Source organism: Nonomuraea angiospora (genome assembly GCF_014873145.1).
Classification (GTDB): Bacteria; Actinomycetota; Actinomycetes; order Streptosporangiales; family Streptosporangiaceae; genus Nonomuraea; species Nonomuraea angiospora.
Window position 1 is genome coordinate 5,714,192 of sequence record NZ_JADBEK010000001.1, and the last position, 20,982, is coordinate 5,735,173.

Here is a 20,982-nt window from a genome sequence, read left to right on the forward strand (position 1 = left end):
TGACACGAAGGAACATCTATCCCCATGTCGAAAAACAAACCAGTCGTCCTGGTCGGGCTTATGGGCTCGGGCAAGTCGAGCGCCGGCCGGTTGATCGCGCAGGCGCTCGGGCTGCCGTTCAGCGACAGCGATCCGTTCCTCCAGCAGCGCTACGGCGGCACCGCCGCGCAGATCGCCGAGCGCGAGGGCGCGGACGCCCTGCACCGCTACGAGGCCGACCACGTGCTGCACCAGTTGGCCGGCGAGCCGGAGGTGATCGCGGCGGCGGCCAGCACGGTCGAGTTCCCCGACGTGCGCGCGGCGCTGGCCAAGGCGTTCGTGGTCTGGCTGGACGCCTCCGACGAGGTGCTGGCCCAGCGGATGAAGTCGAGCAGCCACCGCCCCGACTTCGGTCCCGCCGCCATGCGGGCCCGCCGCGAGCCGTTCTTCCGGGAGGTCGCGGACCTGAGGTGCGACGTCGGCGAGCTGACCCCCGAGCAGGTGCGGGACGCGACGCTGCGGGAAATGGGTTTGCCCGAGGGCGACCCGCACTGATAGCCAAAGGGGATGTTCGCCGAGAAGCCCACCCTGACGGGTGACCGCGTGACCCTGTGCCCGGTCGGCCCCGAGCATGTCGACGGCCTCTTCGAGCTGGTCTCCGACCCCGAGGTGGGCCGGCTGACGGGCTCGCACGGCGAGATCGACCGCGAAGCCGCCCGCCAGTGGTACGCCACCAGGAAGGACCACGCCGACCGGCTCGACCTGGCCATCATGGCCGCCGGCGAATACGTCGGCGAGATCGTGCTCAACGAGCTCGACCAGCACAACCTCGCCTGCAACCTGCGCATAGCGCTCATCGGCGAGCGCGCCTTCGGCAAGGGCTACGGCACCGAGGCCATCGAGCTGGTCCTCGACCACGCCTTCGCCACGACGCCGCTGCACCGCATCAGGCTGGGCGTCTACGCCTTCAACGAGCGGGCGCGCCACGTCTACAAGAAGGTCGGCTTCGTCGAGGAGGGCGTCGAACGCGACTCCCTGCTGTGGGACGGCGAGTGGCACGACGCGGTGCTCATGTCGGTGCTCCGGCACGAATGGCCGGCAAGATCCAGAAGCCTGGCATAATGATCATGACGCATGGGTCCCCCGAGGCGCGCGGGGGACCTGTGGCGTCTTTGGGACAACCATTGGGCAGTGGCGTGCATCTAAGCATCAGTGACGATGCGCTTGGTGCCCGGTGACCCCGAGAGGCTCGGCGGCTTTTGGCTGGCGGCCAGACTCGGCGCGGGCGGGCGCGGCGTGGTTTACGACGCCTACGACGACGAGGGGCGCCGCTTCGCGGTGACGGTGCCGCGTGGCCAGGTCGGTCGCCGGTTCGAGCGGGTCACCTGCCCCCATCTGGCGGAGGTGGTCGCCGTCGGCGACGACGAGGGCGTGCCGTACGTGGTGAGCGCCTACGTGGACGGGCCCGACCTGCGGCGCGCGGTCGAGCTGCACGGGCCCTACGCGGGCGACGAGCTGGTCGCGCTGGCCGGGGCGCTGGCGTCGGCGCTGAGCGCGCTGCACGAGGCCGGGCTGACGCACCGGGGGCTCAATCCGGAGAGCGTGCTGCTGGCCGCCGACGGGCCCAAGGTGATCGAGCTGGGCGTGCCGGCCGGCGGCACGTACACGTACATGGCTCCCGAGGTCCTGACCGGGCACGACTCGGGGGCGGCGGCCGACGTGTTCGCGTGGGGCGCCGTGGTGCTGTTCGCGGCCACCGGCGACGATCCGTTCAGCGGGACGAGCCTGGGCGGGGTCATGCACCGGCTGCTGACCGTCGACCCCGACCTCGGCGCGCTGCCGGAGCCGCTGCGCGAGCTGGTCGGGCGCGCCCTGGCCAAGGACCCCGCCGACCGGCCCGCCGCGCGGGAGCTGCGCATCGAGAGCCCGGCCGACGTGCGGCCGCCCGAGGGGCACGCGAGGCCGCGCTCGCTGGGCGAGGTGGCCGAGGAGGTCTACCTCGCGCTCACGCCGCGGCAGCAGGCGGAGGTGCCGGGGCTGCTGCTGCGCCTGCTCGACGGCGACAGCCCGCACGACGAGGGCGACGTGCTCGGCCCGCTCATGGCGGCGGGTCTCCTGGTACGGCGCAGCGTGCGCGTGGCGCCGACCGAGACCCCCGTGGGCAAGCTCGTCGCGGTCAGCGACCAGCGGGTGGCCCCGGCCAGCGCCGCCCTCTACCGGGCCTGGCCCCGGCTGCGCGCCTGGGTCGAGGACGAGCGCGAGAGCATGCACGTGCACCGGGAGATCCGCGACGCCGCCCGCAACTGGTCGGAGCACCGGCGCGGCAGGAGCCACCTCTTCCGCGGCCAGGCGCTCGACACGGCGCTCGCCTGGGCCGCGACCAAGCGCCGCCATCTGCGCCTCAACCAGCTCGAACGCGACTTCGTCAACGACAGCGTGGCCCTGTCCAAGCAGCGCAGGAGGCTGCTCACGCCCGCGCTGGCGGGGCTGGCCGCCGTGCTGGCCATCGCCGTGACGCTGGCCGTGGTGTCCGTGCACGGGCAGAACCAGCTGCGCGGGCAGCTCGTCGAGGCCAACGCGCGGGCCGTGGCCGCCAGGGCGGAGGCGCTGCGGTCCTCCGATCCGCGCACGGCGATGCGGCTGAGCGTGGCGGCCTGGAAGCTGTCGCCGGTGTTCGAGGCGCGGGCGGCGCTGCAGGCCTCGCTGGTGCAGCCGGAGCTGGGGGTGTTCACCGACCCGGCCGCCGACCTGCGGGCGCGTTACCTGCTGCGCGGCGACCGGCTGATCAAATGGGGCACGGGTACGGTCGCCGTCTGGGACCTGGCCGGCGGGCAGCGGGTCGCCTCGTACTCGCTGCCGGCGGGGAGCGTGCTGAGCGACGACGGGAGGTTCGCGGAGGGGGCCGACGGCCGGCCGTTCGAGGTGGCCACGGGGCGCGCGCCCTTAGAGCCGGTCACCTACGCGATCGGCCAGGGCAACAGGACCAGGGTCTACCGGGGCGGGCGGCTGCTGTTCGACGTCGCCGACCGCCAGGTGGCGCTCTCCGCCGACGGGACCAGGGCCGCCTTCTCCAGCCTGAGCGGGCGGGTCGAGCTGTGGGAGCTGGCAGGCCGGACCAGGACCGGCACCGTCTCGGTCCAGCCGCCCACCGGCGCGGACGCGGCGGCGCCCGCCCTGGCCTTCAGCCCCGACGGGGCCACGCTGGCCGTGGCCGGGCGCGACGGGATCACGCTCATCGCGGCCAGGCCCCCGAGCCCCGTCGCCCCCAAGCGGGCGACCACCCCCGACACCGCGGCGTCCGGGAAGCCCGAGATGTTCCGGGCGGACGGGCGTGCGGCCCGGGAGTCGGTGCGCGCCGTCGAGGTGGTCGGAGCCGACTCCCTGGGGCACACCTCGGCCGACCCGCCCGCCTTCAGCCCCGACGGGCGCCTGCTCGCCCTGCCGGGCGACGGCGAGGTCCGGGTCTGGAACGTCGCCGAACGCCGCCTCGCCGGCGCCTACCCCCTCCGAAACCCCGAGCGCGGCCTGGCCTTCTCCGCCGACGGCCGCTCGCTGCGCTACCTGAGCGGCACCGGCTCCGTCGTCTCGCTCGACGTCTCGGGGCTGCCCGTGCCGTCCGAGGACGCTCCCTCCGCCGCCTTCTCCGGCAACGGCCGGGTCGCCGCCAAGGAGGTCGGCGACTCCATCGAGCTCACCGACACCGTGGAGCGCAAGCCGCTCGGCCGCATCGCCGCCGCCGGCGACCTGGCCTTCGACGCCGACGGCCGGCTGCTCGCCGTCGCGGGCGACCCCGTGACCGTGTGGGAGGTCACCAGCAGCCGCCGGGTCGCCGCCATCGACGCGGGCGGCGACGTGCTCGCCGTGGCCCTCTCCCCCGCCGGCGACACGCTGGCCACCGCGCGGGGCAGGACCCTGGAGACGTGGGACGTACGCAAGGGGCGGCGCATCAAGGCGTACGAGGGGGCGGGCGACCTGGCGATGGCCTTCAGCCCCGACGGCTCGACGCTGGCCGCCGGCGCCAAGCTCCTCGACCTGCGCACCGGCGCGATCACCCCGCTGAACCTCGACCGCTCCGCCGACCCCGGCGAGGACCCGCCCGCGCCGACCGCGCTCGCATTCTCCCCCGACGGGCGCACGCTGGCGTTCGGGCTGGAGGGCGGGCACGTGCTGCTCTGGGACCTGCGCAAGGGGAAGGCGCGGGGCACCATCCAGACGGGGACGGCCCCGGTGGACGAGCTGCGCTTCTCCCCTGGTGGCGACCTGCTGGCCGTCGACGCCGCCCGTACCTCGCTCTGGGACGCGAGCACGATGCGGGAGGTCGGCCAGGCGGGCTCGTGGGCCGCCGGACCGGCCTTCACCCAGGACGGCAAGCGGCTGCGCGGCGTCGGGCTGGACGGCACCGTACGCGAGAGCCCGGTCGATCCAGCGCTGGCGGCACAGGAGGTGTGCGTCAGGGCGGGCGGGTCGCTGAGCAAGGCGGAGTGGACCCGGCTGATCCCGGAGAGCGGCTATCAGAAGATCTGCTAGTCGCTCGCGTAGACCTTGACCACCTTGCCCTGGAGGTTGGATACCAGGTAGCCCGAGCGATAGTCGTCGGACGCGTAGACGAGCAGCACCTGGCGTGGGGTGGCGAACGCGAAGTCGGGGTCCACGATCAGATACCGCGCGGTCGGCTTGGGGACACCGAGGTCCTTGTCCGCCTTCCGCAACAGGGCGGGGAGGGCGGCCCAGTTGTACTTCTGCAGGTCCACGACGGGGGTGCTCACCTTGCCGCCGGCGCTCGACCGGGTGATCTCGCCGTCGCGGTAGAAGTACGTGTCATAGAGCTGTTTGTCGCGCTTGAGCGGTGCCTCGATCGACGCGTACGTGGGGTACACCGTCATCCCGACGACCTTGGTGTCGCCGAGCGTGTTCTTGATCTTGGCGATCAGGGCCCGCATTCCCGCGGGGGTGTGCAGGTTGGCGGGGGTGGCGGGCGTGCTGCCGCGCGGGGACTCGGGATCGGTGCGATCCACCTCGGAGGAATCCTCCGAGGTGGTGCGCACCGACGGGTCGTTCTTCGTGGTGCTCCTCGAGGCGGAGGGGATCAGCTGCCACACCAGCACGCCCGCCACCGTGACCGCGACGGCCGACGTCACGATGCCCACGGTGCGGCCGCCGCCGCGGCGGCGGCCGTGCATGGTGGTCGCCTTCGGGATCGGCGCCGGGCCCCACGGGGGTTGCTGAGGCGCGTGCCCGTACCCGGGCGGCATGGTCTGCCCGTGCATGGGCGGCCCCGTGTAGGCGCCGTGCGGGCCGGGCCTCGCGGGGCCCGTGGCGTGACCCATCCCGGGACCTGTCCCGGGGCCCGAGCCGGGCCCCGGGCCGGGGCCCGGGCCGGGGCCCATCGAAGGGCCTGTCGGGGTCGGGCCCTGGGCGTGCGGGCCCGGCATCGCCTGGGCGGGGGCGGCGGGCATCGGGGGCGGCGTCGCGCCGGGGTCGGCCGCCGCGGCCAGCATGCGGTCGAGGGTGTCGGCGTCGGGGCGGGCCGCCGGGTCGCGCCTGAGCAGCGCGCTCAGCACCGGGGTGAGCGCCCCGGCGCGCTCCGGCGGTGGCACCTCCTGGTTGAGCACGGCGGCCAGGGTCGCCAGCGTGGTGCTCCGACGCAGCGGGTGCCGGCCCTCCACCGCCACGTACAGCATCATGCCGAGCGACCAGAAGTCGGAGGCCGGGTCGCCCTCGACGCCGTTGATGCGCTCGGGCGCCATGTACTCGGGCGAGCCGATGAACGACCCGGTGGCCGTCAGGCTCGTGGACTCGCGTACCGCCGCGATGCCGAAGTCGGTGAGCACCGACCGGCCGTCCTCGCGTAACAGGACGTTGGCGGGCTTGACGTCGCGGTGCTGGATGCCGACGGCGTGCGCGGCCCGCAGCGCGGACAGGACCTCCCGGCCCAGGCGGGCCACCTCCTGCGGCGACATGGCCCCGCGCTGGATGCGGTCCTGGAGGGAGCCGCCCGTGACCAGCTCCATGACGATCCAGGGATAGCCCTGCTCGCCGGGGTCGACGATGTGGTGGATAGTGGCCACGTGCGGGTGGTTCAGCCGGGCCAGGGCGCGGGCCTCGCGCAGCACCCTGGCCCGCAGCTCGCGGGCGCCCGCCGGATCGTGCTCGTCCATGGAGGGGTCAGGCGGGCGCACTTCCTTGAGCGCGACCTCGCGGTGCAGGGCCACGTCCCAGGCCCGCCACACCAGGCCCATGCCCCCGCCACCGAGCCGCTCCGTGAGCTCGAAGCGGCCGTCGATCACCCGTCTGTGCATGCAGAGCAGCGTAGGGCCGACCCGCTGCCCGCGCCATCGGGCCCCGGCCGTACGGGCATCAGGCGCTTGTCGCCAGCGACTCCGCTTCTACGCCGTACCGGAAGGGCAGGCCCTGGGCGTACCTGGACAGCTCGTCGAGCGCCTGGTGGGCCAGCCGGGACAGTTCGCCGCCGAGCGATCCGGCGATGTGCGGGGTGAGCAGGACGTTCGGGAGGTCGAAGAGGGGCGAGTCGGCGGGCAGCGGGTCGGGCTCGGTCACGTCGATCACCGCGTACAGCCGCCCGCCGGCCAGCTCGGCGACGAGCGCGTCCTGGTCGACGAGCGCGCCCCTGGCCGTGTTGATCAGCGTGGCGCCGTCGCGCATGCGGGCTAGGCGGGCCGCGTCGATGAGGTGCCTGGTCTCCGGGAGCGAGGGCGCGTGCAGGCTGACCACGTCGCACCGCTCGATCAGCTCGTCCAGCCCGACGTGCGGCACGCCCAGGTCCTCCGTCAGGTAGGGGTCCGCCACCAGCACGTCGAGCTCGAACGGCCGCAGCAGCTCGATCACCCGGCGGCCGATCCTGGAGGCCCCGACGATGCCGACCGTGCGCCGGTAGTTGCCGAACCCGGGGAAGCGGCCGTCCACGTCGATCCCCGCCCGCTGCTCGCGGTAGAGCGCGGCGATGTCGAGCACGCGCTTGTTGGCGAACAGGATCGAGGCCAGCGTGAACTCGGCCACCGGCTCGGCGTTGGCCGACGCGGCGGACGACACGACGATGCCGCGCTCCCAGCACGCCTCGGTGACGTGGTGCTTCACGGTGCCGGCGGCGTGCACGATCGCGCGCAGCCTGGGCGCCCTGGCCAGCACGTCGCCGGTGACGGGCGGGCACCACCAGCTCGTGTAGAGCACCTCGGCGCCCGCCAGCGCCTCGGCCACGGCCGGATCGGCGAAGTCCTCGGCCACCAGGCCGGGGTCCACGTCGGCGAGGCCGACCAGGCGCTCGCGCACCTCGCCGGTGAGGAGCCGGGCCGCCACCGGCCGTCCCATGGCCAGCAGCGTCTTCGGCCGTGATTCGCTCATATCGCTCTCCCCGTAATCAATACGATCGAAGCGATCATAACGAAGGGGGCGCGGACGACTCGCGGGGCCTGAGCTCGGGCAGCAGCGCCACGTGGCGGCCGACCGGGGCGGTGTCCGCGGTGATTCGTGCGAGCAGCAGGTCGACCGCGCAGCGCCCGACCTCCTCCTTGGGCGGCGCCACGGCGGTGAGCGAGGGCGAGCTGAACGCGGCCACCTCGTCGTCGTAGGCGACCAGCGACACCTCGCCCGGGATGTCCACGCCCGCCGCGGCCAGGTGCCTGACCAGCGCGAGCGCGTCCTCGTCGTTGTGCACGAGCAGGCCCGTCACGCCCCGCTCGCGCACCAGGCGCAGCACGCCCGCCACGAGCTCGTCGGTGCGGTCGCGGTCGATGACGATCTCCGCGGGGGCGTCCAGGCCCAGCGCCGAGGCGCCCGCCAGCAGGCCCGCCCGGATCCCCGGCGCGGTCGGGCTGGGGGAGGCGACGAGCGCGAGCCCGCGATGGCCCAGCTCGGCCAGGTGGCGCACGGCGAGATAGGCGCCGTGGGCGTGGTCGGAGGCGACCGCGTCGAGCGTGGCGGCCGGGCCGGCCGGCTCGGCCCGGCGCTCCACCAGCACCGCCGGGACGCTCAGCCCGGCCAGCCACTCCGCGTGGGAGCCGTCGGGCTGCCTGCTCGGGGTGAGCAGCAGGCCGTCCGCGCCGCCCTTGACGAGCTGGCGCACCTGGGCGCGGTCCTCGGCGTCCTCGTAGCGGGAGATGCCGAGCACGAGCCGCGCCCCCGCCCTGGCCGCCTGCTCCTGGGCGCCCTTGATCACGGCCGGGTAGTAGTAGTGCGCGGTCGGGACCAGCATGCCGACGGTCAGCCCGCCGGCCCGCGGGGCGGGGGCCTCGGCGGGCAGCGTGACGCCGCCGTGCACCCTGGTGAGCAGGCCCTGGGCGGCCAGGCGCTCGACATCCCTGCGCAGGGTGACGGCGGAGACGCCCAGCGCCTCGGCCAGGTCGGCCACCCGGGCCGAGCCGCGGTCGCGGACCTGGCGGAGGATGAGCCTGTGGCGCTGCTCGACGGACATGCCCCGATCCTATGCCTTTCGAAATGATCGTTTGGGTTTCGTTCGATCAATTGCCATTGAGGACCGGAATGGACCTCATTACCCCCTACCCTCGACCCATGGACCCCCTCATCAGCCGCAGGGCGCTCAACCGGGCCACGCTCGACCGCCAGCACCTGCTGCGCCGTACCGACCACTCCGTGGCCGAGGTCGTGGAGCGCCTCGGCGGGCTCCAGGCGCAGACCCCGCACACCTGGTACACCGGCCTGTGGAACCGCGTAGAGGGCTTCAAACCGGCCGACGCCGCCGACCTGCTGCTCTCGCGCGAGCTCGTACGCATCGCGCTGCAGCGTGGCACGATCCACCTCGTCACCGCCCGCGACTGCCTGGCCATCCGGCCGCTGCTGCAGCCCGCCATCGGGCGCATGACCATGTCCACGTTCGGCAAGCGGCTGCAAGGGGTCGACCTGGACGAGCTGGCGGCGGTCGGGCGGGCACTGCTGGAGGAGCGGCCCATGACGTTCGCCGAGCTGGGCCGGAAGCTGGCCGAGCGGTGGCCGTCGAACGATCCGCACGCGCTCGGCCAGGGCGTGCGGTGGCTGGTGCCGCTCGTGCAGGTGCCGCCCCGGGGCGTGTGGGGCAAGAGCGGGCCCGTCGCCCACACGAGCGCCGAGTCCTGGCTGGGCTTCGAGGTGCCGCCGATGACGCCGGCCGAGCTGGTGCGGCGCTATCTCGCGGCGTTCGGGCCGGCGTCGGTGATGGACGTGCAGACGTGGTCGGGGCTGACGCGGCTGGGCGAGGTGGTGGAGACGCTCGACCTGGTCCGCTTCAGGGACGAGGCCGGCCGGACCCTGTACGACCTGCCCGACGCCGCACGGCCCGGCGAGGACACCCCGGCGCCGGTGCGGCTGATGTACGACTTCGACAACCTGTTCCTGTCGTACGCCGACCGCTCCCGCGCCATCTCCGACACGGGGGCGAGCGCTCTCCAGGGCTTCATGGGCACGAACGTGGTGCCGCGCGTCATCCTCGTGGACGGCTTCACCGCCGGCGACTGGACGATCGCCCGCGCCAAGGGCACCTCCACGCTCACCATTCACCGGTGGACGCCGATCCCGGTCATGGAGGAGGTGGAGGAGGAGGCGCTGAGGCTGCTGGAGTTCCTGGCCCCGGGCGACAAACACGAAATCACGCTCTCCGAAGGGCCTTCCAAGCCCTGAGCCAGGGGGGGCATCAGGGGAAACGCATGGTCTTCGCTGGATGGCGCTTCGCGCACAGGAGCTCAGGCTGTGACATGGGGGGCGCATCGGGCCCATCTCCGCAGGGGCGTCGGGTGCCGGACGTGGAGAAGGCGGCAGACCGGCCGGCGAGCTGCTCGGCGGAGAGTGCGCGGCGGGGGCGATCGCGGTGGCCTCCCAGGGTGACCCGGGGAGGGCCCTCCGCGGCGGCCCGCCGGCGGCGTGACCAGGTGATCAGGCACCCTGACCTTTACCTTTGGGCTCGCAAGAGAGACCCTCGAAGGTAGGGAGGTGTTCCTCCATGGAGTACAAACAGTGGAACATACAGATCTGGATCAGTGAGGACGACGAGGACGCCGTCACCACGGCGACGGCGGTGCTCTTCACCGCGGACGGTAAACGTCACGAGAGCGTGGCGCACGCCCGACGCAATCCCACCGACCGGCCGGTGCCCGGGATCGGGGACGAGCTGGCCGCTGGGCGGGCCCTGTCCAACCTGGCCTCGAAGTTGATCGAGGACGGCGCGGACGACGTGGCCCAGCTGGCCGGCACGGCATAGCTCAGAGCAGCCCGGCGGCAGCCAGGAGCTTGCCGATCCGGCCGACCTCGTCGTCATTGAGCGGAATCTGCGGGAGCGCGGTGATCGGGCAGTCGATGACACCGCGTAGGTGAAGTGCGGCTTTGAAGGCCCCGAGGCCCGAGGAGCTGCCGCCCATGCGTGAGCCGCCTGCACGGACTATCTCGAACAGCCTGACCAGGCGCTCCTGCTCCGCTCTCGCCGCCTGCCAGTCGCCCCGCGCGGCGCACCGGTAGAGCTCGACGTATCCCTGCGGGTCCACGTTGCCCAGCCCGGGGACCACGCCGTCCGCGCCCATCCACAGCGCCGAGTCCACGGTCACCTCTGACCCCGTGAGCACGCTGAAGGGCGCCTCGCGGCCCAGGATGACCTGGCGCAGCCCGCCGTCGTCGCCGCTGGAGTCCTTCACCCCGGCCAGCGCGCCCTCGGCGGCCAGACCGAGCAGGAGTTCGGCGCTCAGCTTGGTGTGTACGGAAACCGGCAGGTCGTATGCGTAGACCGGCAGCCCGCCCCGCGCGGCGATGGTCCGGAAGTGGGTGCGGATCTCCTCCGGATGGGTACGCGTGTAGAACGGCGCGGTCGCCACCAGCCCCGACACCCCCGCCCCGGCCGCGACCCGCACGTGTTCGAGCACGCGCGGCGTCGTCATGTCGATCACCCCGGCCAGCACCGGCACCTGCCCGCCCACGTGGCCGACCACGGTGTCCAGCACCACCCGGCGCTGCGCGTCCGTCAGGTACGCCACCTCCGACGACGACCCCAGCACGAACAGCGCGTCCACGCCCCCCGCCAGCAGGTGGTCGACCAGCCGGACCAGCGAGGCGGCGTCCACCTCGTAGTCAGGGGTCAACGGGGTGCAAACCGGGGGGATGACACCGGTCAAAGTCATGCGCGCTCCTGGATCAGCTCTACATCAGTGGCTCCCGCCGCCACCGGGTGGTGGCAGTGGAAGAGGTGGTCGCCCTCGGTCTGCGCCGCGGGCCAGTCCTCGGCACACAGGTGGTCTGCCCGCCAGCACCGGGTGCGGAACGGGCAGCCGCTCGGCGGCCTGGTGGCGGAGGGCACCACGCCCACGAGCGGGATCGGGTTGATGGGCGAGATCAGGCCCGGGGTCGCGGAGAACAGGGCCCGCGTGTACGGGTGGCGGGCGCCCATCGGCGTGGCCCGCGCGGGCGCCTGCTCGACGATCCTGCCGAGGTACATGGTGACCACGCGGTCGCTCATCCTGCGCACCGTCTGGATGTCGTGCGAGACGAACACCAGCGCGAGCCCGAGCCGTTCCTTCAGGTCGAGCAGCAGGTTGAGGATCTGGGCACGGACCGACACGTCGAGCGCGCTGGTGGGCTCGTCGGCCACGACCAGGTCGGGTTCGAGCGCGAGCGCCCTGGCCACGGCCACGCGCTGGCGCTGCCCGCCGGACAGCTGGGTGGGCAGCGCGTCGGCGGCGCCGGCGGGCAGGCCCACCAGGTCGAGCAGCTCGCGTACGCGGGCGTCGCGCTGGGCGGGGGTGCCGCGGCGGTGCACGTTGAGCGGGTCGCGCAGCACCTGCCTGACGGGCAGGCGCCGGTTGAGCGCCGTGGACGGGTCCTGGAAGATCATCCCGACGCTGGAGCCGATCAGCGCGCGCCGCTCGCCCTCCTTCAGCGACCAGAGGTCCTTGCCGCGGAAGTTCACGGTGCCCTGGGTGGGCCGTTGCAGGCCGACCAGCACCCTGGCCAGCGTGGACTTGCCGCAGCCCGACTCCCCCACGACCCCGACCGTCTCGCCGGGGCTCACCGTGAGGTCCGCCGCGGTCAGCGCGTGGACGCGGTCCCGCGAGAACAGGCCGCCTGAGCGGGCCTTGTGCACGACGTGCACGTCCTTCAGCTCAAGCATGCTGCTCACTTCCTACGAGCGCCGGATGATGGCAGGCCACCGCGTGCGTGGTGTCCCCCGTCAGCACCGGGGCCTCGGTACGGCACACGTCCGTGGCCATGGGGCACCGGTCGGCGAAGCGGCAGCCGGCAGGGAAGTCGGCCGGGGCGGGCACCACGCCGGGGATCTGCGTGAGCCGCTCGGCGCCCGACTCCAGCGACAGCACCGAGCCCAGCAGGCCGCGGGCGTAGTGGTGGGCGGGCGCGCCGACCAGGGTCGCCGTGGCGCCGGTCTCGACGATCTGGCCGCCGTACATGACGACCACGCGGTCGGTGACGTCGGCGACCAGCGCGAGGTCGTGCGAGACGAGGATCAGCGCGAACCCCAGCTCCTCGCGCAGCTTCAGCAGCAGCTCGATGACCTGCGCCTGGACGGTGACGTCGAGCGCGGTGGTGGGCTCGTCGGCGACGATCAGCTTCGGGTCACGCGACAGCGCCATCGCGATCAGCACCCGCTGCCGCTGCCCGCCCGACAGCTCGTGCGGGTAGGCGGACAGGGTGCGGCGGGCGTCGAGGCCGACGAGTTCGAGCAGTTCGGCGGGGGTGCGCCGGCCGCCGCGGCGGGTGAGCTGCTTGAGCTGGGCCTTGATGGTCATGGCCGGGTTCAGGGACGAGAGGGCGTCCTGGTAGATCATCGCCATCTCGTGGCCGAGCAGGCGGCGGCGGGCGCGGCGCGACTCCGAGAGCAGCTCGCGCTGGTCGAAGCGGACATGGCCGCTGACGCGGGCGTTGCGCGGCTGCAGGCCCATGATGGTCAGCGCGGTCAGCGACTTGCCGCAGCCCGACTCGCCGACCAGGCCGAGCACCTCGCCCGGGTGCACCTCGAAGCCGATGCCGTCCACGATGTCCACGCCGCCACCTGGGCCGTCCGCGAACCCGATCCGCAGCCGTTCCACCGAAAGGATCGGCGGCCCCTGCGGGAGCGGGCGGGCGCGTTCGGCCAGCCTGCGGGCGGCCTCGGCCAGCCCGGGCAGCTCGACGACCTCGCCGGAGCCGGGCCTGGCCCGCTCGAACGCGTCATCCTTCTTCGGGACGACCCTGCGGGCGGCGGGCGCGGCCCAGGCGTCGGAGATGCCCTCCGAGAGGATGTTGAGCGCGAGCACGGTCAGCAGGATCAGCAGGCCGGGGAAGACCGTGGCCCACCAGCCGCCGAGCAGCACCATGTTCTTGCCGTCGGCGATGACGCTGCCCCAGGAGGGGTTCGGCGGGCGCACGCCGGCGCCGATGAACGACAGCGACGCCTCGAACACGATCGCGTCGGCCACCATCACCGTGCAGAACACGAGGACCGGCGCGGCGCAGTTGATCGCGACGTGCTTGACGACGATGTACGGCGTGCGCGCCCCGATGATCCGCTCGGCCGCCACGTAGTCCTCGCCGTACTGGGCGATCACGTTGGCCCGCACGACCCGGGCCACGGACGGCATGTAGAGGAAGGCCATGGCCATGACCAGCACCGGGATGCTGCCGCCGAACACCGCCACCAGCACGGCCGCCAGCGCGATGCCGGGGAAGGCCATGACGACGTCGAGCAGGCGCATGATGGTCTCGTCCAGGGCCCGGCGCGAGGTGGCCGCGATCGCGCCGACGACCGCCCCGGCCACCAGGGCGAGCGCGGTCGCGCCGAGGCCGATGATCAGCGACCAGCGGGCCCCGTACAGGAGCCTGGACAGGATGTCGCGGTTGGCGCTGTCGAGGCCCATCCAGTGCGCGGCCGACGGGCCGCCGCCGGTGACCTCCTGGAAGTACGGCGAGTGCGGCGCGATCCACGGCGCCAGCAGCGCGGCCAGCACGACCACGGCCACGATGCCGACCGCCACCCACGACAGGGGGTTGAGTCGGCGCAGGGCCATGCCCGGCCGGGAGAGCCGTTCCGTCAGTCCACGTCTCATGCGGCGCTCCTGAGGCGGGGGTTGACCAGCAGGTAGAGGATGTCCACGACCAGGTTGACGACCATGAAGCCGACCGCGATGGTCAGCACCACGCCCTGGACGACGGCCGGGTCGCCGTCGCGCACGGCGTTGATCATGAGCTGGCCCATGCCGGGCAGGCCGTAGATGGTCTCGATGACGACGGTGCCGCCGATCAGGTAGCCGATGCGCAGGCCGAGCACGGTCAGCGGGGTGATCAGGGCGTTGCGCAGCACGTTCCGGCCGACGACCACGATCGGCGGCAGGCCGCTGCCGATCGCGGTGCGCACGTAGTCGCGGTCCAGCTCCTCCACCATCGACGTGCGGATGATGCGAGTGAGCTGGGCGGCGATCGGCAGCGACAGCGACAGGGCGGGCAGCGTCATCGACTGCAGCCAGCCCGCCGTGGAGTCGGCCGGGTTGATGTAGCCGCCCGTCGGGAACAGGCCCTCGCCGACGGCCAGGTACTGGATCATCAGCAGCGCCAGCCAGAACGACGGCGCGGCCACCCCGACCAGCGACACCACGCGGATCACCTGGTCCGGCCAGCGGTCGCGGTACAGCGCCGCGGCGACGCCGAACACCAGCGACAGCACCACCGCGACGGCCAGGCCCAGGAACGTGAGCTGCAGCGTCAGCGGCAGCGCGGTCGTGATGGACTCCAGCACCGGCTTCTTGGTGAGCACGCTGGTGCCCATGTCGCCCTGGGCCAGGTCCGCGATGAAGCGGACGTAGCGCAGGGGCAGCGGGTCCAGCAGGCCGTTCTCGAGCTGGAACTGGTGGATCTGCTCGGGGGTCGGGTTCGCGCCCTGGAAGTACGCGTACTCCGGCTTGCTGTTGGAGAAGCGCATCACGATGAAGACGAACGCGACCACGCCGAGCAGCAGCGGGATCAGCATGAGGAGCCGCCGCAGCAGCATCCTGGCGACGAGCGTCATGTCCTCTTGGCCTGCAGCAGGTTGATGCCGGGGTAGGGCTGGGCGCGGATGCCGGACAGCTTCTTCGGGTCCCAGGCGGTCATCAGCTCGTTGTGGACGACGGGGTAGAGGATGGCCTGCTCAGCCACAAAGTCCAGATATTTGTGGATAAGTTCGGTCCGCTGGGCCTTGTCGGTCTCCTTGCCGGCCTCGTCCATCATCGTGAACAGCTTCTTGGCGTCCGCGGTGCCGTCCCAGTGGCTGTACTTCATCCACAGGCCACCGGGCACGTAGTTGTAGTGCAGGATCAGGTCGGCGTCCATGCCGAACTGGTTGGGGTTGGAGGCGGCGGCGACCACCTGATAGTCCTGGAACTGGTCCATCTTGGCGAACAGCGCGGCCGTGTCCTGCGGCTCCAGCGTGGTCTTGACGCCGATGGCCTCCCAGGAGGCGGCGATGGTGGGCAGGCAGTCCGCGATCCAGCTCACGTTCACGGCCATGAGGTTGATCGTGAGGTTCTTGACCCCGGCCTCGGCCAGCAGCGCCTTGGCCTTCTCGGGGTCGTGGTCGTAGACGACCGAGGCCCGCTTGTGGTCGGGGTGGCCCTCGTTGAGGAAGGAGCTGGAGGCCGTGCCGTGGCCCTTGAGCGCCACGTCGATCATCTTCTGCTTGTCGATCGCGTAGTGCAGGGCCTGGCGCACCCGTACGTCGTCGAAGGGCTTGGCGCCCGTGTTGAACATCAGGAACATGTGGTTCATGCCCTTGCCGCCCTCGACCGTGAGGCCCTGCTGCTTGAGCTGGTCGACGTTGGCGTACGGGATGTTGTCGGCGATCTGCGCCTCGGCCGAGCCGCCGGAGATCTTGGCCACGCGGGCGGCGGCGTCCACGATCGTCAGCCAGTTCATCTTCTTGACCGTGGCCGGGCGCGGGCCGTTGTAGCCGTCGAACGCCTCGAAGGAGGTGTTGGACTTGGGGTTGTGCGCGGTCTGCTTGTACGGGCCCGAGCCCATCGTCATGCCGCTCTTGGCCTTGTCCCACGCGCCCGCCTGGCTGAAGACGTGCTTGGGCATGATCTTGGCGATGGTCAGCCGGGGCGCGGCGTCGGGGAAGGGGAACTTGAAGACCAGCTCGACGTTCCTGTCATCGACCTTCTTCACCTCCTGGAGCCAGGACTTGAAGAAGTTGCCGGTCAGGACGTTGTCGGGGCCCAGGATCCGCTCGAAGGTGAAGACCACGTCGTCGGCCGTGACCGGCTGGCCGTCGTGCCACTTGGCCCCGTCCCTGAGCGTGAACTTCCAGGAGGTCGCGTTCAGGTCGGTGGGCAGCGCGGTGGCCAGGGCCGGGTACGGCTCGCGCGTGATCGGGTCGGTGTCGAGCAGCCCCTCGTAGATGTGGTTGATCCCCGCCATCGCGAACGCCGACGCGGTCTGCGTCGGATCCCAGCTCTGGTCGTTGCCGTACCCGATGACGGCGGTGATCAGGTCCTTGTTGGATCCGGCGCCGACCGATCCGGTCGAGGCCGGACCGCCGGAACACGCGGAGAGCGTCGCAGCGACGAACGCCGCCGCGCCTGTGGCCCCGCTGTAACGCAGGAAGTCGCGGCGGCTGAACTCAGAGCTCACGGAATCCTCCAGGGACGTAGCACGTGGGACATCCCATGTCCTATCTTTGCCGTAACGTGGACGGTAGATGCTGCCCCCGCTTGAGGTCAACCGAAGATTTCCGGAATGTTACATACGGCGAAAGGAATTTTCATGGCCACAGTCCCGCGTCCGGCGCGGCCGAGCCGTGCCGTCGAGGCCCAGGAGGGCGTCAAGGACCTGATCGTCCGGCGTGGGCTGGTGGCCGGAGACCCCCTGCCGACCGAGTCGGAGCTCATGGAGGAGCTGCGGGTCAGCCGCAACTCGATCAGGGAGGCGCTCAAGGCCCTGCAGGCGGTCGGCATCGTGGACATCCGCCACGGCTTCGGCATGTTCGTGGGCCGCATGTCGCTGGCGGGGCTGGTGGACGAGCTGACCTTCCACAGCCGCATCACGCTGCAGGACGGCAAGAACCACCTGGCCAACCTGATCGAGATCCGCGAGATCCTGGAGAGCGGCCTCGTCGAGCGCCTCATCGAGCTGGGCCCCGAGGCCGACCTGACGCCGGTCGCAGACGTCATCGCCAGGATGGAGGCCGAGGCGCCCGCCGGGCCCGTCTCCCCCGAGACCGACCGCCTCTTCCACGACCTCCTCTACCGCCCGCTCGGCAACCCGCTGGTGAGCCAGCTCCTGGGGGCGTTCTGGGACGTCTACTACCAGCTGCGCGACAAGCTGGGCGCGCCCGACGAGTCGCCGGGCGACGTGGTCAGGCGCCATCGCGACATCTACACGGCCGTGCTGGCCGGCGACCGGGGCGCGGCCGTGGCCGCCGTACACGCCCATTTCGAGGGCGTACGCAACCGCGTGGCCAGGATCGGCGGCTAGATCGGCGGCTAGTACGCGCTGAGCCGCTCCACGCGGGGATGCCAGCGCGTGCGCCACTCCCCGAACCACCTGGCGAACCAGGGGTGGGCACCGGCCAGCGGCATGATGTAGGCCACGGTCTCCAGGTAGTAGCGCCGCTGGAACCGCCACGGCATCCGCTGCAGCTCCTGCACGTTGCTCACCCGGTCGGCCAGCTTCACGAACACCGCGTGCAGCGGCGCCTGCACCAGGGAGCTCAGGTAGTCGACCTTCGCGACCCCGCGCGGCCTGGTCACCCACCGCACGAGCTCGGCCACGCCGGCGCCGAACCGGCGCGCGATCTCCGCCTCGGTGCACGGCGTGTCCTCCAGCACGTCGTGCAGCACGATCGCCACGAGCACGTCCCGGTCGGCCAGCTCGGCGCCGACCACGGCCACCTCCAGCGCCTCGAGCAGATGCTCCACGTACGGGCGCCCGGTCGGCCGCTGCTGCACCCCGTGCTGCGCGCGGGCGAAGGCCACCGCGTCACGCAGGGACTCCGTGGTCCCCGGCGGGAGCGCCTTGCTCACAGGGCCCTCCGCCTGCGCCCAGGACGACCAGCTCGTGAAGATCTCCATCCCGCTCCTCTCGTCCCGCGTGTCCTAGGCTGAGAATATGGCCGAGATCGCCGTCGCCGACGGCTCGTGGACGTTCAACGGCGAGTTCCTGCGCATTGTCCCCGGAAGCGACAAGGGCGTGCACGAGCTGCGCAGGACGCTGGGCGAGATCGTGGTGCCGCTGGAGGCGATCGCGAGCATGGCGTTCGAGCCGTCGCGCAAGGGCGGCCACGTGCGGATGCGGCTGCGCAAAGGGGCCGACCCGCTCTCCGACGCGGTGGCGGGGCTGCTCGGCCCGCCCGCCGACCCGTACCGGCTGAGCGTCCCCAAGAGCCGCGCCGGCGCGGCCGAATACTTCGCCGACGAGGTCCGCGACACCCTGCTCGTCTACCAGACGCCCACCGCCGCCTGCGACGACTACCTCCTGGCCGGGCCCTCCGTGCCCGTCTCGGCCACGGCGGGCGACGGCACCGCGCTCTTCGACGGGGAGCGGGTGCGGCTGGAGTGGACCGGGTTCGCGAGCACGGAGAAGGAGAAGGCGGGGCCGCAGGAGTTCCCGCTGGCGGACGTGGCAGGCGTGGAGTGGAAGCCGCAGTCCGGCATGGGCTACGGCACGCTGCGCTTCCGCGTCAAGGGCGAGGGGCCCGCGCAGCCGCCGCAGAAGGACCTCCACTGCGTGTCGTGGGGCATCCAGCGCTTCGGCGGCACCACCGCCCTGGTCGCCGCGGCCGTGCTCGCCCGGCTGCCGAGGGAGGCCGAGCTGCCGCCGCCTCCCCCGCCCGTCTCCGACGACGTGCACGACGCGGTCCTGCGCCGCCTGGGGGAGCTCGGGGAGCTGCACCGCTCCGGGGTGCTGACCGACGAGGAGTTCGCGGCGGCCAAGCAGGCCATGATCCGCCGCCTCCAGGAGACGTGACCCCACCAGGTCAGGGCGTCGGGGCCCCATGGAGAATGTGGCCAGATGCCCAGGATCGGAGGACCGAGCGTGACCCGCGACGAAGAGAGACTCCTGCGCCGCGCCATCGAGCTGGCCGCGGAGGCCCGCGCTGGCGGCAACCCGCCGTTCGGCTCGCTGCTGGCGGGGTCGGACGGCTCGATCCTGGTCGAGGAGCGCAACAGCTCGCTCACCGACCGCGACATCACCGCGCACCCGGAGCTGAAGCTGGCCCGCTGGGCCGCCCGCGAGCTCGATCCCTCGGCCGCGGCCACGACCACGATGTACACCAGCTGCCAGCCGTGCGGGATGTGCGCGGGGGCCATCGCCCGTTCGGGCCTGGGCCGCGTCGTCTACGCGCTGTCCGGCGAGCAGCTCGACGGCCTCAAGCCGCCGGGCAGCGCCTTCGTGGACCCGCCCGCCGAAGGCCCGGCCCTGTACGACGAGGCGCGCGTACCCGTTGAGGGCTACTACGCCTGATCCCGCGCGGCTCATGCTGCCGCTCCGCCTCCGTGCCGGGAGGCGGAGAGGCGGGCGCCCCGGCCGGTGTGCGCCTCAGAGGCCGCGCAGGCGGGCCACGCCGTCACGGCGGGCCTGGTCGGCCACCGCCGCGGCGACCGCGGGCACCACCCGGGGATCGAACGGCTCCGGGATGATCCGCTCAACCGACAGCTCCTCCTCGATCACGCCCGACAGGGCGTGCGCGGCGGCCATCTTCATGTTCTCGGTGATCTGAACGGCCCGCGCCGACAGGGCGCCCCGGAACACGCCGGGGAAGGCGAGCACGTTGTTGATCTGGTTGGGGAAGTCGCTGCGCCCGGTGGCCACGACGGCGGCGTGCTCCAGCGCGATCCCCGGGTGGATCTCCGGCTCGGGGTTGGACAGCGCGAACACGATGGAGCCCGGCGCCATCGACGCGATGGCCCGCTCGCTGACCGTCGAGCCCGACAGGCCGATGAAGACGTCCGCCCCCGCCATGGCCTCCTCGGTCGTGCCGGTGTGGCCCGACTGGTTCGTGCAGGTCGCGATCAGGGCCTTGTACGTGTTGAGGTCGTCGCGGCCCTGGTGGATCACGCCCTTGCTGTCGGACACGATGACCTCGGCGATGCCGGCCTTGAGCAGCATGCTGGTGACCGCGAGCCCGGAGGCGCCCGCGCCGGCCACGACGGCCCGCAGGTCCCACAGCCGCCGCCCGGTCAGCCGCGCGGCGTTGCGCAGCGCGGCCAGCACCACGATCGCCGTGCCGTGCTGGTCGTCGTGGAAGACCGGGATGTCCAGCCGCTCCTTGAGCCGGCGCTCCACCTCGAAGCAGCGCGGGGCGCTGATGTCCTCGAGGTTGATGCCGCCGAAGGACGGGGCCATCCGGGCGATCGTCTCCACCAGCTCGTCGACGTCCGTGCAGTCCAGGCAGATGGGCACCGAGTCCACGCCCCCGAACTGCTTGAACAGCAGCGACTTGCCCTCCATGACCGGCATGGCCGCGGTGGGGCCGATGTCGCCGAGCCCGAGCACGGCGGTGCCGTCGGTGACCACGGCGACCACGTTGGACCGCCAGGTGTAGTCGTCGGCCAGCTCGGGCCGCTCGGCGATGGCCGTGCACACGCGGGCCACCCCCGGCGTGTACGCGAGCGACAGGTCGCCGGCGTCGCGCACCTGCACCGACGGGCGCGTCTCCAATTTGCCGCCCTCGTGCAGGCGGAAGGCCGGGTCCTGGTCGAGAAGCGTGGCGAGGCTGATGGCCGGCGCGGTGATTTCGGTGGTCATCGGGAACTCCTAGAACCGCAGCAGCCGGCCGGACGGGGTGCGTAAGTCGGGCACCTCGTGTCGCACCGTGGTGCGCGCCGGGCGCGCCTTTTTGAGCTGTGCACGTTTCATGACGTCCATCCCTTTCCGCGACGACCGCTGTGATTCAGAACACATCCCGAGTGTCACACGCGCGGCCATTCCCGATTACCCCACGTGCCCCCTATATCGGAGCCCTCCCCTGGTAAGAGGTACGAGGCAGTAGGGGTTGTCCGGGATAGGGGTCGGTCGGGAAATTCGAAGCACAGATACCTGCGAAAGGAC

18 protein-coding genes are annotated in these 20,982 nt (G+C 72.3%); 8 read left to right on the plus strand and 10 right to left on the minus strand.

Translation table 11 applies throughout. The features are described 5' to 3' along the window. The first annotated feature begins 24 nt into the window (after window positions 1–24). The 3 genes from H4W80_RS25955 (at window position 25) to H4W80_RS25965 (ending at window position 4,506) form a co-directional block, all read left to right on the plus strand. The gene (locus H4W80_RS25955; RefSeq protein WP_225963666.1) at window positions 25–534 is read left to right on the plus strand and encodes a shikimate kinase; all 510 of its coding nucleotides are present in this window, start codon (window positions 25–27) and stop codon (window positions 532–534) included. 12 nt (window positions 535–546) lie between these two features. After that, window positions 547–1,101: a GNAT family N-acetyltransferase gene (locus H4W80_RS25960; RefSeq protein ID WP_192787485.1), complete on the plus strand. Its 555-nt coding sequence runs from the start codon at window positions 547–549 to the stop codon at window positions 1,099–1,101. Between the two features lie 96 nt (window positions 1,102–1,197). Continuing rightward, window positions 1,198–4,506: a WD40 repeat domain-containing serine/threonine-protein kinase gene (locus tag H4W80_RS25965; RefSeq protein WP_192787486.1), complete on the plus strand. Its 3,309-nt coding sequence runs from the start codon at window positions 1,198–1,200 to the stop codon at window positions 4,504–4,506. Here H4W80_RS25965 and H4W80_RS25970 read toward each other — a convergent pair. The 3 genes from H4W80_RS25970 to H4W80_RS25980 are packed head-to-tail and all read right to left on the minus strand — an operon-like array spanning window position 4,503 to window position 8,407. Then, window positions 4,503–6,278, minus strand: a complete 1,776-nt coding sequence (locus tag H4W80_RS25970; RefSeq protein ID WP_225963667.1) for a serine/threonine-protein kinase — start codon at window positions 6,276–6,278, stop codon at window positions 4,503–4,505. The two genes, H4W80_RS25965 and H4W80_RS25970, sit on opposite strands and share 4 nt — an antisense overlap. A gap of 58 nt (window positions 6,279–6,336) precedes the next feature. Further along, window positions 6,337–7,338, minus strand: a complete 1,002-nt coding sequence (locus H4W80_RS25975) for a hydroxyacid dehydrogenase (protein ID WP_192787487.1) — start codon at window positions 7,336–7,338, stop codon at window positions 6,337–6,339. Between the two features lie 34 nt (window positions 7,339–7,372). Beyond that, a complete protein-coding gene (locus H4W80_RS25980; protein WP_192787488.1) occupies window positions 7,373–8,407 on the minus strand; it encodes a LacI family DNA-binding transcriptional regulator in 1,035 nt (344 codons plus the stop codon). Between the two features lie 98 nt (window positions 8,408–8,505). Here H4W80_RS25980 and H4W80_RS25985 point away from each other — a divergent pair, with 98 nt between their 5' ends. Both H4W80_RS25985 and H4W80_RS25990 read left to right on the plus strand, forming a co-directional pair. Beyond that, complete coding sequence (locus tag H4W80_RS25985) at window positions 8,506–9,606, plus strand: winged helix DNA-binding domain-containing protein (RefSeq protein WP_192787489.1); 1,101 nt, start codon at window positions 8,506–8,508, stop codon at window positions 9,604–9,606. Window positions 9,607–9,925: 319 nt separating this feature from the next. Beyond that, window positions 9,926–10,183, plus strand: coding sequence for a DUF1876 domain-containing protein (locus tag H4W80_RS25990; protein WP_185067965.1), 258 nt, complete (start codon window positions 9,926–9,928; stop codon window positions 10,181–10,183). Window position 10,184: 1 nt separating this feature from the next. Here the strand turns inward: H4W80_RS25990 and H4W80_RS25995 are convergent, their stop codons facing one another. From H4W80_RS25995 to H4W80_RS26015, 5 genes are read right to left on the minus strand one after another with little or no spacing between them, the layout of a single operon-like run. Continuing rightward, window positions 10,185–11,090, minus strand: coding sequence for a dihydrodipicolinate synthase family protein (locus H4W80_RS25995; RefSeq protein ID WP_192787490.1), 906 nt, complete (start codon window positions 11,088–11,090; stop codon window positions 10,185–10,187). Continuing rightward, window positions 11,087–12,076, minus strand: a complete 990-nt coding sequence (locus H4W80_RS26000) for an oligopeptide/dipeptide ABC transporter ATP-binding protein (protein WP_192787491.1) — start codon at window positions 12,074–12,076, stop codon at window positions 11,087–11,089. The genes H4W80_RS25995 and H4W80_RS26000 overlap by 4 nt, the downstream gene beginning before the upstream one ends. Further along, on the minus strand, window positions 12,069–14,006 hold the full coding sequence (locus H4W80_RS26005; protein WP_192787492.1) for a dipeptide/oligopeptide/nickel ABC transporter permease/ATP-binding protein: 1,938 nt from the start codon (window positions 14,004–14,006) through the stop codon (window positions 12,069–12,071). The genes H4W80_RS26000 and H4W80_RS26005 overlap by 8 nt, the downstream gene beginning before the upstream one ends. Then, a complete protein-coding gene (locus H4W80_RS26010) occupies window positions 14,003–14,962 on the minus strand; it encodes an ABC transporter permease (protein WP_192787493.1) in 960 nt (319 codons plus the stop codon). Before H4W80_RS26010 ends, H4W80_RS26005 begins: the two co-directional genes overlap by 4 nt. Beyond that, the gene (locus H4W80_RS26015) at window positions 14,959–16,563 is read right to left on the minus strand and encodes an ABC transporter substrate-binding protein (RefSeq protein WP_318787060.1); all 1,605 of its coding nucleotides are present in this window, start codon (window positions 16,561–16,563) and stop codon (window positions 14,959–14,961) included. Before H4W80_RS26015 ends, H4W80_RS26010 begins: the two co-directional genes overlap by 4 nt. Window positions 16,564–16,695: 132 nt before the next feature. Here H4W80_RS26015 and H4W80_RS26020 point away from each other — a divergent pair, with 132 nt between their 5' ends. Then, window positions 16,696–17,406, plus strand: a complete 711-nt coding sequence (locus H4W80_RS26020) for a FadR/GntR family transcriptional regulator (RefSeq protein ID WP_192787494.1) — start codon at window positions 16,696–16,698, stop codon at window positions 17,404–17,406. An 8-nt stretch (window positions 17,407–17,414) separates the two neighbouring features. Here H4W80_RS26020 and H4W80_RS26025 read toward each other — a convergent pair whose 3' ends face one another. Beyond that, a complete protein-coding gene (locus H4W80_RS26025) occupies window positions 17,415–18,002 on the minus strand; it encodes an HD domain-containing protein (protein WP_192787495.1) in 588 nt (195 codons plus the stop codon). 37 nt (window positions 18,003–18,039) lie between these two features. Between H4W80_RS26025 and H4W80_RS26030 the strand changes: the two genes are divergently transcribed. Then, on the plus strand, window positions 18,040–18,897 hold the full coding sequence (locus H4W80_RS26030; protein ID WP_192787496.1) for a DUF4429 domain-containing protein: 858 nt from the start codon (window positions 18,040–18,042) through the stop codon (window positions 18,895–18,897). A gap of 69 nt (window positions 18,898–18,966) precedes the next feature. After that, a complete protein-coding gene (locus H4W80_RS26035; protein ID WP_192787497.1) occupies window positions 18,967–19,395 on the plus strand; it encodes a nucleoside deaminase in 429 nt (142 codons plus the stop codon). 75 nt (window positions 19,396–19,470) lie between these two features. Here the strand turns inward: H4W80_RS26035 and H4W80_RS26040 are convergent, their stop codons facing one another. After that, the gene (locus H4W80_RS26040) at window positions 19,471–20,679 is read right to left on the minus strand and encodes an NAD(P)-dependent malic enzyme (protein ID WP_192787498.1); all 1,209 of its coding nucleotides are present in this window, start codon (window positions 20,677–20,679) and stop codon (window positions 19,471–19,473) included. Window positions 20,680–20,982: the final 303 nt, after the last annotated feature.